The organism is Algoriphagus antarcticus (assembly GCF_002150685.1).
In the GTDB taxonomy this organism is placed as follows: Bacteria; Bacteroidota; Bacteroidia; order Cytophagales; family Cyclobacteriaceae; genus Algoriphagus; species Algoriphagus antarcticus.
The window spans coordinates 23254-39718 of the sequence record NZ_MSSW01000003.1 but is presented as its reverse complement, the minus strand read 5'-3'; the positions used below and the strand labels follow the sequence as shown (position 1 = coordinate 39718).

At 40.6% G+C, this 16465-nt stretch carries 10 protein-coding genes; 6 read left to right on the top strand and 4 right to left on the bottom strand.

Going from position 1 to position 16465, the window contains the following annotated elements; genetic code table 11:
* Positions 1–99: 99 nt before the first annotated feature.
* The 4 genes from BVH04_RS02385 to BVH04_RS02355 form a co-directional block, all read right to left on the bottom strand.
* Entirely contained in the window at positions 100–3309 is a 3210-nt protein-coding gene (locus tag BVH04_RS02385; RefSeq protein ID WP_169714342.1) for a PVC-type heme-binding CxxCH protein, read from the bottom strand.
* Positions 3310–3707: 398 nt separating this feature from the next.
* Positions 3708–5921, bottom strand: a complete 2214-nt coding sequence (locus tag BVH04_RS02380; RefSeq protein ID WP_086539730.1) for a hypothetical protein — start codon at positions 5919–5921, stop codon at positions 3708–3710.
* Positions 5922–7490: 1569 nt separating this feature from the next.
* On the bottom strand, positions 7491–9005 hold the full coding sequence (locus BVH04_RS02360) for an NADP-dependent isocitrate dehydrogenase (protein WP_086539726.1): 1515 nt from the start codon (positions 9003–9005) through the stop codon (positions 7491–7493).
* Between the two features lie 106 nt (positions 9006–9111).
* Complete coding sequence (locus BVH04_RS02355) at positions 9112–9660, bottom strand: reverse transcriptase family protein (protein WP_086539725.1); 549 nt, start codon at positions 9658–9660, stop codon at positions 9112–9114.
* A gap of 693 nt (positions 9661–10353) precedes the next feature.
* Between BVH04_RS02355 and BVH04_RS26000 the strand changes: the two genes are divergently transcribed.
* From BVH04_RS26000 to BVH04_RS02325, 6 genes are all read left to right on the top strand, one after another.
* The gene (locus BVH04_RS26000) at positions 10354–10869 is read left to right on the top strand and encodes a hypothetical protein (protein WP_240510807.1); all 516 of its coding nucleotides are present in this window, start codon (positions 10354–10356) and stop codon (positions 10867–10869) included.
* A gap of 31 nt (positions 10870–10900) precedes the next feature.
* Positions 10901–11713, top strand: coding sequence for a DUF6544 family protein (locus BVH04_RS02345; protein WP_086539724.1), 813 nt, complete (start codon positions 10901–10903; stop codon positions 11711–11713).
* A 161-nt stretch (positions 11714–11874) separates the two neighbouring features.
* The gene (locus BVH04_RS26550; RefSeq protein ID WP_086539723.1) at positions 11875–12123 is read left to right on the top strand and encodes a YgaP family membrane protein; all 249 of its coding nucleotides are present in this window, start codon (positions 11875–11877) and stop codon (positions 12121–12123) included.
* 36 nt (positions 12124–12159) lie between these two features.
* Positions 12160–12630 carry an OsmC family protein gene (locus BVH04_RS02335; protein ID WP_086539722.1) on the top strand — a complete coding sequence of 157 codons (471 nt, stop codon included), beginning with the start codon at positions 12160–12162 and terminating at the stop codon, positions 12628–12630.
* Between the two features lie 329 nt (positions 12631–12959).
* Entirely contained in the window at positions 12960–15884 is a 2925-nt protein-coding gene (locus BVH04_RS02330) for a chemotaxis protein CheB (protein ID WP_205635778.1), read from the top strand.
* A 1-nt stretch (position 15885) separates the two neighbouring features.
* Entirely contained in the window at positions 15886–16437 is a 552-nt protein-coding gene (locus BVH04_RS02325) for a hypothetical protein (protein ID WP_086539721.1), read from the top strand.
* The last annotated feature ends 28 nt before the right edge of the window (positions 16438–16465 follow it).

Genomic DNA, 16465 nt, shown 5'->3' with positions numbered 1-16465 from the left:
TTTCCAATTGAAAGAATAAGCCTACTCCTGTCGGCTCTGATTTTTAGGTTCGTTAACCTGATTTTGTAGATGTTGTCTTATTTTGATTCAATCGAAATCTTATCTCAAAATAGCACTTTCAGTCTCCGGATCCTGATCTTGCCCCAGAAGAAAAGCCATCAGATCGGCCATCTCTTGATCAGTAAGCAATTGATTCAATCCTTGAGGCATCATGGAGACATCCGATACTTCGGTGGATAAGATGTCTATTTTGGGAATCCGGACAGAGGTTTGTGGTGAAGTTGCCAGTACAATAGCTTCAGGGGTATTTTCTTGTATAATGCCCAAATATTCATTTGTCTTGGTTTTGATTCGATAGGTCTCATACTCGCGCACAAAAGTAGCGCTTGGATAAACGATAGCCTCCAAGAGATCGTGTGCCGATCTGTCTCGCTGAATGGAAGTGAGATCAGGGCCAAGATTTCCGCCTTCGCCACCTAAAGTATGGCAACTGTAACATATAGATTTGCCGAAATACAGTGTCCTACCTCGCTCCAAGTCGCCTTTTGGAATCTGCTTTTCTATAGCCTGTAGCCTTTCGAGACGCTGCTCCTGTGATTTTCTCAGTTTCGTCATAAGCGCTTCAACCGGTGAATTAACTTCGGAAGGATAGTTTGCAAAAACGACTTTGAGGTTTTCTTCGCTAAAGCTATCCAAGCTTGGAGAATTTGTGAGGGTGGTGGCCAAGGCTTTGCCTATCTGCCCATTGGTGCTTCCGTAGAAAACCGGTAACAGGCGTGGTAGAATAAACGCATCAGCCGTAGGTAAATAATCCATGGATATTTTTAAAAGTTGCTTTTCGGAAAGCTCACCTTGGGTCAAAACACTAGCTGCCTGCTGTCGAAGTGGCGGTTCCTTATCAGATAGAAGCTGCGCAAAAATAAATTCAAACTGCTGATCAGTAAGTTTGGGCTCCGAAATCAATAGCGCCCCCATGGCTTCCAATCTTAAACTTGGCGCAATTTTATCATTGGCTGCCATTTGTTGAAGCGGTTTGGACAAGGATGAAATCTCCCTCAAACGAACCAATTGCAATGCTTTGGATTGAACTGCAGGATCACTCATGGCCAACTGCTGACCGATTTGATCGACCCAAATGTTTGGGAATTCTTCGACTTTACATTTAGACATCACTACCAAAAGGAAAATTTTCCGCTCGGAAGGTGCACCTTTCAGTTGATCAGCCATAAACTTCTGCATAATAGCATCCCCACAAAAGGACGCCAGAATATCCCCATACATGGCTTTCTCATCTTCGGATAACGGAGCGCCTCGAAATCTTTTACTTATGAATCCTGACATCTCTCCCGACCACTCCGGATGAAGGGAAGCCAGCCAAAGTGCCGTTTTGATTAATTTAGGCTCACTGTCCTCCAAGAAAGGCGTCAGTTGACTAGCTTTTAGTTGATATGAAAGCATTTGATCGAGTGCTATCAATGCAGTCTCCTGCACTTTTTCTGATTGATGATCCAATGCCTCCACGACTTGGGTTGGGTCATTGATGAGAATCAATGAATTGATGATGGCATGCTCTGTAAATCGGTCGCTATTTTTTTCAGAAGCAGCCAACAAGGAAGACACCGCCGATTTATCACCAATTTGTCCCAGAGCTGTAGCGGCTTGGCGTTGCACAGCAGGTTCATCTTTTTGGGTAAGTGCTATCAGCCTTTCGAGGGCAAGCACATCTTTTGCCAAGCCAGCTGACCGGGCTGCCGCAATCTTTACCTGCGGATCCTCGTCATCCAATCCCTGACGGACACCTGCCAGCGCATCGTCAGTCCCAATTCTATATAAGGTAAAAACAGCTTTGGTGCGGTCCTCAACAGACGGAGAATTTCTTAGCAAATCCGTCAGCGGCTTTACCGCCAAATTCCCCTGATCCACCAAACCCTGTGCAGCCCGATCTTTTACAAAAGGCCTCGGATCTTCCAAGAGTTTTACAAGATCGGCTGGTGATAAGCTAGCCCATTTTACAGCGTTACCGTACGGATCAGAAGGCTTTTCTGCACCACTTTTCCGAATTCTGTAAATAGCACCCTTAAGTTCTGGTTTAGAAACCTGTGAAAGTGGGCATCCCTTAATAAACCAGCCCCCTGTCTCTACGACCAGCAAGCTTCCGTCAGCATCTTCCAATACGTCTGTTGGATGAAAATCCTCATCCTCTTTCCAAAGGAAAGGTTCATCTTCGGTTCGAAATGAAGCACCTTCACGAATAAGTTTATGTCGGATGATTCGATGCGTATTGAATTGGGCACTGAATAAATTATCCTTGAAATCATCTCCCAATACCGTGTTTCGATACCTGGAAATTCCTGCCGGTGATACCCTGGAATATTTTGAGATGACAGGCAATAAATCTCCGGTTCGCGAAAGTTTGTCCCGAGCGATATTACTATTAGGCTTGGGATATACGCCACCTTCTGTCCAGTAAATCAATGCATCTCTTTGTCCGGCCTTTGGATCTGTAAAATAAGTCATGGTACCGATAGGCTCCGATGCTTCTGTAAAGGTCAATTCCACCGGATTGTTCATTCCTCCGGCAGAAACCCATTCCAAGTCTGAGCCATCAGGGCGGACTCGCCATACGCGGGAGGTCCCCCCTTTTAGCCGTTGACCTTCCTGAGTAGTGACATCAAACCCTTCAATGGCACTCGTCATATACAACCAGCCGTCAGGCGCCATAAACGGCCCAATTAGACTGTTGGCATTTACATTCAGCGTCCAGCCCGATAGCAAAACTTCCCGCTGATCTGCCACGCCATCACCATTGGTATCCGTGAATTTGATCAAATCCGGTGCAGAGGTAGCATACAAGCTCCCTTTGTAAAAAACACCTCCCTGCGGAAAACCTACCTTGTCTGCATAGATGGTGCTTTTATCATAGATACCATCACCGTCTAGATCTTCCAAGAGATTGATCCTGAATTGGGGATTATTAATGGCATCTTCAGTTTCAGAATAGACATCGCCGGTGGATTCAAAGAGAAACAGCCTTCCAGTTTCATCCAATGTTCCAAACATAGGGTAATCCACAAGGTCAGCACCGGCAACCACTTCAACGGTATATCCCTCCGGCACCTGAATCGAGCCAGGCTCTGCATCAACAACACCATCCGATGTTTTTATATTAGCTTCTGTGGTACAGGATAAAAGATTGATCACCAATAGAAAAAATATAGAATTAGAAGCCGTTGAATAAATTATACTGGGTTTAAATGTTTTGGTTTTGACTTGCCCTTGAAAATATTGAAGTAATGTGTATGAACCCATTTTTTTTATTTTAAGACTATTGCAACCAGTTTCCATGATGATTCTCTTTAAATGTATCATTAAATCGAATATGATTGAATGAAACCTTTTTGTCTCCTTTCATATATTTTCCACTCGATTCTCAGGTTAAAACCAAATTTCTACGCAGTAAAGAGAGAGAACTTAAAATATTAGGAACCCCATAATGACTGGTAAATATTTTTCTATGAGAAATATTTTCCGCCTTATTGTTACTGATAAGTGCTTAATCAAACGGACTCGACAATTGTCTTTCGGCAAGCGAGCCTTCTTTACCCGGAAAACATGAATTTTGAGAAAAAGAAAAAAATTGTTCCTGCAGAAATTATTTTTACTGATTACTTGGGCGAAAGATTGAGATGTCACATTAGTTCAAAAGATTACCTAAAAACTACTTCATAATAAATGGCTTTGGTTTCTCCCCCGTTGATTAGTATGGTGTTGCCTTTGGTCTTTAGCGTTTTGCCGGTTCTATTTCCTACATGATCGAGAATATATACGTCAAACTCACGGCCTTCAGGAAGCTTGAGTTCCAGATTTACTGGCTCAACCAACACCGGAGCCTCGCCCACCACCAGCAATTCAGTTTTATCGTCATTATATTCCATACCTGAATTCCTTGCACGGGCCATGGTGGTGACTAACATACGGTCAGTTTCTTCTAGTCCCTTGGAGGAATCCATACTGCTCAGCAGAATAATTGCAAATTCATTGCTAGTTGTTATGCTGTAGTTATCGAGATCAATCTTTTTGCCTTTGGCAAAACCTACCAAGCCTTTTGTACCATCACTATTGATGGTAAAATGGCCATTGTCTTCTTCAGTCCAAAATAATTGACCGGTGTTAGAAACAACGCCATTGTCTTTTTTGAAAGGATCTAAAAGGCTGATTTCATCTGCCACATTATCTTCCGTAAATGTCAGGGTGACTTTGCCGGCGGCCATGGCCTCTAGTGGAAAACTACTTTTAAAAGCTTTCCTGTCGTAATCCTGGATCACCTGCTCATCGAAAACACGTACTCCGGACTCTAAGGCGTCAAAATTCACCCTACGATCTACAATCGTTTCACCTTCCTGGATGTCATTGCGGTAAATCATCATGGCAAGAGCCGGGTACAATGCCAGTTGCGTAGGTGAAGTAACGTTGTAAACACCACCCCATGGAGGTGTTTGAATGGTGGGTGTATACGATGGTTGATCGATAGCAAAGCTAAATGAAGCATCCCAGCCATGAAGTCCCATGCCATAGACCGCTATAATAGGCGCACTTTCAGCAGTCCACTCTGAAGGGATCAGACTCATCCATTCTGAAATAGCAAATGGCCTGTCGCTTACCTGCTGCAAACCTGTACCAAATAAACCGGAACCAATTTCAGATAACATGGAGGCATTGGTCATTTTTCCTGTGTTGAGATTATGACCGTTTCCACCGCCAAAGTAATTGTGTCGATCGATCATTCCCACCTGGTAATCGGCATACAGATTATACAAGTGCGAAAGGCCTGTTCCCGCTTGCCAGCAACTGCCAACGATGGTGCCTTTGTAGCCGGTAGCTCTCACTGCCTCCAGAAATTTAGTATAAAACTTAGCTTGCTCTTCAAAAAGGAAATTTAGCTTATCAACCACATGTTGCTTTACGGGTCTGTCGTCTGCCACTGCCTGTTGATATTCATGGCTAAAAAAGCCGTGATTCGGGTTGGGGTAGAAATTCTTTTCGGTTAATCGTTCCCCTTCGGCGATTCCTTCTTTGTTCCAGGCGATTTCCAATTTTACTTGCGTTTGATATTTTGCCTGCAGCCAATCTGAAAATTTTCGGCAAAGCAGTGCCCTGTAGGTCGGTGTTTGTTCCAGTGTTCTTTCCATGGCACCCCAAAATATATTGTCCTCGTTTTGGAACTCAACGAATGCCAATGCAGGATCTTCTGCATATTTCAGGCCTGTATGCGGATTTACATGGTTGAGCATATTTACTGTAAGCTCTATATTCAGCGTTTGCAAATCCTCTGCAAAATTGACCAATGATGCGGTAGAGCCATTGAGGTGAGCCCAGGGGAAGTCCGTATCTGCTACTTCGCTGTAAGCCAAAAGCCGGGTACTATCTGCCGGCATGACCCGATGTCCGTAAATAGCTGACCAGCCATAGTAAATTCCCTTTTCTCTGAGGGTATTGCTGAAATAATCAAAATTCTCCCATTTTTCGGGGGTAAGTTGTGTTGAATGTTTACCATCCGTGGCATCCCAGGTAAATTTGTGAAATCGTACTCCATTGATTCCATACTTTGCCAAAAACTGTGACCATTCACGGGCTTTTTCAGGTAATGAAAAGGGATTATTGCCATTGATGTTGGCCCCCCAAAATTTGATCTGCTGCCCATTTTCAAAGACAAGGTCTTTGCCTCGCATTTGGACAAATCCATGTTTTCCAGCAGGTGCATCTAGCCAATGGCTGAGATCAAGGATATTGCTTTCGTAATAATTTTGTGGTTGAAAAATAAACCAATCTTCTTCTTGCGCCTCAACTGGTAGATGTTGGAAAGCTGAGTAAATCAGCAGGATCAGTGCAGCTCCTATTAGTATGGAATATTTTTTTTTCATGATTGTTTAGCTATTTAGTTAGCTAGAAGAATCGTAGGGTAATTGTATAAAAAGAAGCAGAAATATAGCTTAAGGGCATGATAGCCAGGCCAATTTTTTTACCGGGTAGCAGATGATCCATCACGGGTTTGAAAATAGTTACCTTGGTATTTGCGCTTAGCTCTGCCTCCATTTTTGTGTCAGTTATGGTTTGTGTATTTATTTTGTTTTCGAGCTTCTTATCTCCCACGAATTGATTGTAGCTGAATCAATCATCGTCCCAATCTTACATATATCCATAGATTTCACCACCAAAGTCTTTAAAGTTATCAGCTAGATGGCTGATTTGATGTGTATAAATTTCTAGCTGCCTTGAACCAACTATGGCTTTTTCATGATCAGTTAGTGACATAAAATCCTTCGACAGCACCACAAATCCAATTAGTCTAATTTATAACACTTCGACAGATTCTCAGGCATTGACGAGAGAATTCGTGTTTAAAATAGGCCATTTAATCTTTAAGGATGCATTTTTGTTGTTGTATGTGCTATTTCCAAAAGCGTCCGATGCTTAACTCCTAATAATCATGAAAGATCTGTCTGGCCGAAGGAGGAAAGGAAAATCTCCTCCAGACAGCGTTTTATATTTTATCAGGATTTGCCGAACTGCTTGCTAAGTAGGAGCAAAAAATTGTCGTCGAATGCAAAAGCAAAACTACCCTGTCCAACTACGCCGGACATCTGGCTAATCTTGCTATCCACTTCAATGAACTTCCCACTGAAGTAAATCCTGATTAGATAAACGATTACCTGGATCTGGTCAAAAGAAGCCAACTTGCACCTTCACAAAAATCTTCCAAGTTCACCGTATATGCGTTGCGCTAAGCCTGATGCAGGATAAACAGATCAAGTTGCCCATCATCAAGCGAAGCTGAAGCCTTTCTTCCTGGAGTCAGGGAAAAGTACTTCGCCTTCTCAGTGCTCCCAAACTATTGAAGCATGTGATATTTATCGGGCATTTTTATAGTTGTGAACTTCGATCCTTTGAGGTCAGAAATCTCAAAAGTACCGATCAGGGCCAAGCGCTAAGAAAATATCACCTGGACATTTTAGCGAAAAGCCAGAATGAAGAGGAGGAGGTAAAAATGAAAGGTAAAAAAGGCAAAAAGGATCACAGTGTTCCGCTTGCCGATATTCTAATTTGAGTTTAGTGGCATATCGGGAAGCACAACAGCCCAATGAATGGGTATTTAAAAGCAAAGATCCTGAGATAGTTGGCCGTGTGGACGGAGATTTTGACTTCAGATATTCCCGACATTTTGTGCCCCTGATCTATCACCTGAACTTCTAGAAATTAGCCAAAAATTTAAATTAAAAAAGCTGTTGGTCCTTATTAGCAAATTGAATCATGTGAGTATCTGTAAGAATGCTCGTCAATAAGGCAAATGTTAACCCAATTTACGGATTGGGAGGAAGTCAGATGAAATCTGGGATTGCCACATTTCATCTGACTCACCAACCTTACTGAGGGAGAAATTTCCTGAGTAAGATCAAAGGGGAAATTTTCCATTTGATGGAACACTGGAAGTACTACTCTCCCTGCCCTAGAGAGAATCCTCTTGCTCCATCAAAATCATAAAGGTTTTCTGTTTTGATTACATCAAAACCACTTTTATTAAGTGATGAAAATAGATTCAAAACTTCTTCATATTTTATCTGCTCGTAGTGAATTTCTTTAGGGTTAGTTTGAGTTTGTTGAGAAACAAATCTACATCTCCAGTGGTCTGTACAATACGTTTCTTTTAATCCGTTAGGGAAAACTTTCACTCCTCTGTTGGTAATCATTTTTAGCTTCAGACTAGGTAATTGAATATTATTTAAATCACCCCCTATTTCTTCTGGATCATTGCCCTTCCAATCTAGAAAAACATCTACACCTACTAAGGTTTTGATAGAATTTTTCCTTTTGTATTCAGGAATTGATATTGTACCAGAGCCTTTTGATAGATCACTTATTGGAAGCTTTTTAGGTAAACTACCCAAGCGTTCAATTATTTCATCAGCAAATTCATCTGTGTTTACTTTTTTTGTACTTATGGATTCCTGATAAACATCAGCTGTGTGAATGCCATCTTCCAAAGTTGCCAACCAAGCGTTTTTAATTTTATCAGCAATTTTAGCTTGACCGATATGGGCTAGCATCATAATGGCAGCATTTAGTAACCCAGAAGGATTAGCGATTTTCTGACCCGCAATATCAGGTGCGGAGCCATGAATAGCTTCAAACATGGCGACATTCCTTCCTATATTTGCCGAGCCAGCCATTCCCACCGAGCCAGCAATTTCAGCAACTATATCTGAGATGATATCGCCATAAAGATTTGAAGTAACGATGACATCAAAATTTTCAGGAGAATTAGCAACTTTTGCAGATCCTATATCTATTATTTGCGAATTACTTTCAATCTCAGGATATTCTAAAGCAATTTCTTTAAAAACATTATGGAACAATCCGTCAGTTAATTTCATGATATTATCTTTTACCATGCAGGTTACTTTTTTCCTGTTGTATGCCTTAGCATATTCGAAAGCGTATCTTACTATCTTCTCAGAACCTGGTCTAGAGATCAGCTTAAGGCATTGTACTACGTCTTCTGTTTGTCGGTGCTCAATACCTGCATAGAGATCTTCTTCATTTTCCCTAATGACCACAATATCCATTGTAGGAAAATTAGTCTTAACAAAAGGAGATAAGGCACTAACTGGTCTAACGTTGGCAAATAATCCAAGTGTTTTTCTTAGCGTAACATTTAGGCTTTTATATCCTTTTCCTTGAGGAGTAGTAATAGGAGCTTTTAAAATTATCTTATTCTCTGAGATAGTATTCCATGCCTGCTCCGTAATACCAGAACTATTACCTGATAAATAGACTTGCTCTCCTAATTCAATAGGTTCAACTTCAATCTTTGCTCCGGCAGAAAGCAGTATTTTTAATGTGGCTTTCATTATTTCTGGCCCGATACCATCACCATGGGCAACAGCTATCTTTGTAGCTTGTTCTGCTTTAACTATCTTTTCTGTTGCTAAGGGAATGGTATGATTCATGGATATTTTATTTTTTCGATCTGCAAATCTTTAAAAACGAAACCATAAATCATAATTTATATATATTATGGAATACATTAAATATATTAATGAATCCATTCGAAATTCAGTCATGAAAAAATGGTTCTACCACGAATTTTGTTGCTAGCTGACGGCTTACTGCTTGTTGCAACCACCTATTTACTATCGTGGGAACTCCCAATAAACGGGTTTTACCGTTACCTTTTGGTATTTCTACTCCTTTGTTAGCTTGCGGTACATACTTCCTGTTCAGCAGAGATGTAATCAGCGCTTCGCCTTTAGGTTCTCTATAAGAGGCCAATTCGTAAACACTCATCTTGTCAATGCCTGCGCTCCCTTTTTTTTGCACTACTTGGTAGTATGATTTTGTCAGATTGCGGGGATGTAGCACTTTTTCTATCATAATTTTCCTTTGTCCGCTTAAGCAAAAGCTATCCGTAGATTCCTTTGCGAATTTGGAAGCAATTAAATGTTCAGTCCTTCCCAATTTTGTGAGGTCTCTGCTTTTCACTGGTCGTTTGCCCGTAGGTACTATGACTTCTGCTGACTTCTTTTCAATGTACTCGACATCTATCTCCCACCCTACAAGCTGTCCCAGTGCTAAAAATATCCACTGAATATTTTTCTTACGCACTGCCCTCTCGGTAAGATGAATATCCTTGTATGTATCCCTGCTACATCTACTATTTCGGTAAGCTCTCCTGTTGATAAATCAATCAGAGCTTTGGACTTCGGCAGCATGTGGTACCTCATCCCCTCGATAGCTCGAGGGCTAATAGCCTCTGTATGTAGTTTCTGTCTCCCACCTTGCGGGACAGGCTGTCAGTACAGACACCTCAGTCTGGCTTACTTCACTGCATGCCTCACGGCAAATCATGCCGATAGCTATCGGCACGACTTGCTTCGCTTAGGGACACGACTCCCTCGCTTACGGGACTTGCACCCTTTGGAACACTCATTTTCATGAGCTATATTCATCATTCAAGGCACACACAACGTATTTAAAAAATAGGCGAAATATCTGTAAAGTCAAGGGTTTTGGCTCATATCAAACTCAGATCAAATCTGAAATTTTGGTGCTTAGAAATCGCCTACTTTTCATATACTCACCGTTGGTCAGCGGTAACTTACGTATGCCTGAAATAACATCCTTACGAAATTTTGCCAAGACAACGATGTATAACTTAGCTTGTTTAGAACAAAATAAAATTCTCATAGAATGAGATAGACTAATCCAAACTAGCCTTATCAAAGCTTTGGAACACGAAATTACAACACTCAATGCTAAAAGGATAGAAAAGAACAGTATCCTCTAAAATCAAAAACCATGAAAACGAAAGCTGAACTCGAACAGGATATTATAACTGTCACCATGAGAATTCATAGAGAATTCCCCGAATTATCTAAATACATTACTGAGATACCAGAAAATGATTCTGGAATTGATACTGATGAAATGGGAATTAAGAGATTCAAGGAATACTACAATTCCTTAGCCGAGATAGTATCGGAATACTCTAAAACACATATGAAAAAAAATGAATCGGAGTCCTCAAATTTTGAAGGATATCCACTTTACCCACCTTCAGAAGATATCTATAGCAAAGGGAAAAAAGAAATGAATCTCAATCCCGAGGATCCTTCAAAAAAGAAAAGACCTAACGAAGTAAAAGGTTTATCAAACGAAAAGGATTTTGAGGCTGATATGTCTGGGGATGATTTGGATGTGCCCGGTTCCGAATTAGATGATCAGCAGGAAAGTGTGGGTAGTGAAGATGAGGAAAACAATTATTACAGTTTGGGAGGAGATGACCATAATGATCTGGAGGAGGATAAAAGTTGATAAGCAAATCAACTGGAATTAAACCTAGCTAATGAACATTGCCATAACCATTATTGCTATGATTTTGGTGATTTTCATTGCCAAAAGAATACAAGCGTCCATTATATTCAACAAAGAAGTAAAAACACTTTTTGCTCAATCTAAAAATAGATCAAGCCAAGTATTTCACAAGACCCAGCTTGATAGTCTTCCGGATCCCGTCAAGCGATATTTTAATCATATTCTAAAGGAGGGACAACCCTGCATCAGCTATGCAAGGATAAAACATGTGGGGCAATTCAAAACTGGCATAGATAAGGATTGGATCAACATAAAAGGCGAACAATACGCCACCACTGAAAAGCCCGGCTTTATCTGGAAAGGAACAACAACTAAGTTTGTGGCAAGAGACATGTATATCGCCGATAAAGGAAGATTGGTTGTGTCACTTTTTTCATTGTTCAATGTAGTGAATGCTTCAGGGGAGCAATATGATGAGGGTGAACTCCTTCGATGGTTGGGGGAAAGTGTTTTGTACCCAACCAACCTCCTACCCAGCGAAAGACTTCACTGGTTTCCTATTGATGCAAACTCCGCAAAACTCACTTTCGAGTACAAGGGACATACCTTATTTTTCAAAATCACTTTCAACGCGATAGGTGAGATTATTGAAATGGAAACAAAACGATTTATGGACGCAAAAAAACTGGAAACCTGGGTAATCAAACTGTCAACGTATCAGGAATTGAACAATATATTAATACCTGCAGCCTTTGAGGTGATATGGCGACTGGAGAAAGGTGATTTCAGCTATGCGAAATTCATAATCACTGAAGTAGAATATAATAAAGCCGAAAAATTTTGACTGGTAAGGTTAAAAAAAAGACCCTAGAAATCATCTAAACTTTTAGCTCACGCTTCTCAAAAGTGTGAAAGATGTAAGTTCTGAAGGTAAATGTATAACATGTTCGATTCTGGTTTTAATCTACTTTGCAAAGGTTGAACGATATGTAAATATTAGCTACAATGAAAAATAACCTAGGATCAACAGACCAAATGATCAGGATAGCATTAGCCGTACTGATCTCAACTTTATACTTTACTCAGGTAATTTCGCCCAGTTTAGCTTTGGTGTCATTACTTGTGATTGGGATATTAATCATTACGAGCTTTTTTAGCTTTTGCCCGATTTATTATCTTTTTGGAATAAGTACTAAGAAAAAACAAAACTCTAAGACAGACTTTTTTCAGCAAAGTAAAAGTGATTCCAATTGAATCTTTGGGAGAACTAAAACCTCGTAACAGAAAAAAATGGAAATCCACTATCGCAATAACGGAATTATAGATTTAGTACATATTCTCAAGGGCAACTTGTCTTCTCCTGAGTTAAACAAGAAAAACAGTGTTTGTATTAAGGTGGTATCACCTCAAGAATTTCCCCAGATAACGGCTGGGATTTGGTCTCCGGAGCATTTATTTGTTGCTGCTATTTGTGGCTGCCTAAAGACTACCTTTTTTGCTATAGCCAAAAATTCCATGCTGCAAATTACAAGCTTCAGCTGTAAGGCAGAAGGTAGGATGGAATTGGTTGAGGGGGAATTTATAATGAGCAAAATCCTCCTCAAACCTTTGGTTGTAATCCCCCATGAGCTCTACAGAAGTAAAACGATGCGCATTTTAAAAAAAGCAAAAGATGCGTGTCACGTTGCCCGGTCGGTTGAATCAAAAATCAATCTGGAAATTATTATCAAGGATAAATCCATTTTACTCGAAAGCAATTAAAGAAGCTAGCACCGGGTAATCATGAGATAAACGGCCATGGACTTATGATCGTTACTTTTTCCATTGTTGGTAAGCTTTTTTCATTTTCCTTACTGGAAGAATAAACACCCTAATTTGGTATAATTGGAGAACACTCCGTAAAACAACTACTAGATGCTTCAAATAGGAATTGGCTGAAAAGCTGAAATGTGTGATATATGTAACTTTTACCCAGAATTATTTTACGTTTATCATTTCGCATATCTTATCTTTTGCATTTCTGAACATAGGCATTCCAACAACCCTGCAGATGTCCTCCCAAAACCAGATGTTACCATAAATTCTTAGAATTGACAACCACCAAATCAAAACAAAAGGCTATTTTTCAGGACGTAAGTGAAAATAATATTGATCCGAAATTAAAATCTGAAATGTTCCCTATTGTATGTATTGGCGCATCTGCAGGCGGTCTTGAGGCCTTAGAACAATTCTTGACTAATGTTCCCTCAGCCAGTGGATTTGGCTATGTGATAATCCAGCACCTGGATCCTACGCAGAAAGGTATGCTCCCTGAGATTCTGCAGCGAAAAACGAAATTGAAGGTATTGGAGGTTACCGATGGCATGCTGGTGGAACCAGATAGCGTTTATGTGATTCCGCCCAATAAGAGCATGTCCATAATGAAAGGAAAACTTCACCTTTTCCACCCCTTGGAAACAAGAGGAATGCGACTTCCAATTGATTTTTTCTTGCAATCCCTAGCTGAAGACCGAAAAGAGCTTGGTGTCGGCATCATACTGTCAGGCATGGGATCCGATGGATCCGCCGGAATTCGCGCCATAAAAGAAAACAACGGCAGAGTTATGGTACAAACCCCAGAAAATGCAAAATTTGACAGCATGCCACGAAGTGCTATTGAAGCCGTTTCTGTAGATACAGTGGCCCCAGCAAATGAGCTGCCTGCAAAACTAATTGAACTTCTTAAGCATATTCCTGCTAAGAAATCAAATCCGGAGATTGAGGTTAAGGATGATAGCTCACTTGAAAAAATCATTATCCTCTTGCATTCTTATACCGGCAATGATTTTTCTCTGTACAAAAAAAGCACGCTTTACCGACGTATTGAAAGACGTATGGCTGTTCACAAACTTAACAAAATCACTTCCTATGTGAATTTTTTGCACGAAAATCCAAACGAAGGAGATATTCTATTCAAGGAACTGATGATTGGGGTCACCAATTTTTTTCGGGACGCCAATGTTTGGGAGAAATTGAAAAAAACAGTTATACCGTCTATTATAAACAATGCAAAATCCGACCCACTTTTACGAGCGTGGGTGCCCGGGTGCTCTACTGGTGAAGAAGCTTATTCGCTGGCTATTATATTCAAAGAAGCGCTTGAAAAAACAGATAGGGAGGGCGTCTCCATGCAGATATTTGCTACAGACCTGGACAATGACTCAATCGAAAGGGCACGAAAAGGTGTTTTCCGAGCCAGTATTGCTTCTGATGTGTCACCTGAACGTTTGAAACGCTTCTTTGTAAAAACGGAGGAAGGCTATTGTGTGAAAACAGAAATAAGGGAAATGGTGGTATTTGCTCAACACAATCTCACGATGCACCCGCCTTTCACCAAACTTGATTTTATCTCCTGTCGTAACCTACTGATCTATTTGGATCATGAGTTGCAAAAGAAAATAATTGGGTTGTTTTACTACAGCATCAATCCCGAAGGGTTCCTACTCCTGGGCAGCTCCGAGTCCCTTGGATCTCAGGGAAATCTTTTCAGCACATTAGACACCAAACTTAAATTTTACCAAAAGACTGCCTTGACCCAATCACCCGAATCATTTGATTTTCCCACTTCATTTTCCAAGACGAATCCCGTTGAAAATGAAAAAACATCTCCTCTCGAATCAATACCGAATATTCAAACACTTGCTGATCAACTCTTGCTTAAGTATTTTTCTCCTGTGGGTGTACTGGTCAACGAAGACGGCGACATTATCTACACGAGCGGACGTACGGGGAAATATCTAGAACCTTCTGTGGGTAAGGCGAATCTTAATATTTTCGCCATGTTACGGGAAGGATTGCGCCAGAAGTTCCCTTTAGCCTTCCGGAAAGTCATTCAAAAGAAAGTGCCTGTTGTACTGCGAAATATTAAAGTAGGAACGAAAGGTGATTCTCAAACTTTAGACATCAGGATTCAACCTATTGAGCAGCCAGACCTGCTAAAGGGGAATGTGATGATTATTTTTAAGGAAGTAGATACGCCCTTGCCTGTTGGTAATTCATCAAAAGCCGGAAGTAAAATTCCCCGTCAATTAGAACTGGAAAAGGAATTGGTGCAAATGCAATCTGAAATGCAGAACACGGTCGAAGAAATGCAGACATCACAGGAGGAATTGAAATCTGCCAACGAGGAACTGCAATCCACCAACGAAGAATTACAATCCACCAATGAAGAGCTAACCAGTTCGAAGGAAGAATTGCAGAGCCTAAATGAGGAACTCCAAACTGTAAACGCCGAGTTACTAGCGAATGCAGATGATTATTCACGGGTAAATAATGACATGAAAAACCTGCTTAACAGCACGGACATTGCCACACTTTTTCTGGATAAGGAATTAAATATCAGACGTTTTACCAACCAGGCTACCCATATTTTCAAATTTATCAAGAGCGATATAGGTAGACCATTTACAGATCAGGTCACCAATCTTATCTATCCTGAACTAGAAGATGACGCACTGGAAGTACTCAAAACGCTGATATTTATTGAAAAACAGATTCCTGCCAAAGACGGTCGATGGTTTTCCATTCGGATTATGCCTTATAGAACCAATGATGACAGAATTGACGGTCTCGTCATCACTTTTATCAACATTTCCGACTTGAAGCAACTTGAAGTTGGCTTGGAAGAGAATGAGCAAATGCATCGTATGTGCCTGGATTCCACGTCTGACATTTTCATTAGCCTATCCGCCAACGGAGACATAAAGGAATTCAACCGCAATGCAGAATTTTTCTTTGGGATAAACAAAGAGGAAGTAATAGGGAGAAATTATGTAAAGATGTTTGTGCCTAAATCAGAATGGGCTAAAACTGAAAAAGACATCAACAAATTGGCAAAACTAGGAAAGCCGGGGAAATATGAAATGACGCTTTTGATAGCTGAAAATAAAAAGGCCCTCGTGATAGGAACTTTTCAATTCCTGAGTAGTAATTTGAAAGCCTCAAAAGTAATGATGATGATGATAACTAAAGTATGATATGATACCTGAAGATGAATTTGATTTTAAGGATCCAGGCACTTTGCGAAAAAAAGCTGAGGAAAAACTGATCAAGAATCAGAAAATAAAGAGCGCTCCCACAGAGGAAGCAGATGTCAAAAAGCTATTGCATGAGCTTCACGTACATCAGATAGAACTTGAGATGCAGAACGAAGAGCTTCACCTTGCTTACGATTCAGTAGAGGCAACATTGAAAAAGCTCACCATGCTGTACGATCTGGCACCTATTGGTTTTTTCATCCTTAACGAGAACAGTGGAATAGTGGAACTCAACTTCACAGGAGCAGAAATGCTTGGAGAACCGCGGTTTTCATTAGTAGATAGTAACTTTAGACTATTCCTCTCACAGGATTCTTTGGAGATGTTTAATCGTTTTTTTGACCTGCTATATACCAGTAATTCAAAAGAATCCTGCCACATAAGACTTGGCTATGACCAAGAGTTGGTACGCTCTGTTTATGTAGAAGGTGTGGTCGACGATGACAAAAAATGCCTGTTGTCCGTAGTGGATATTTCAAGGTTTTCAAAATAGCTCCCTAGTGGGGATACCTTTTTAGTGA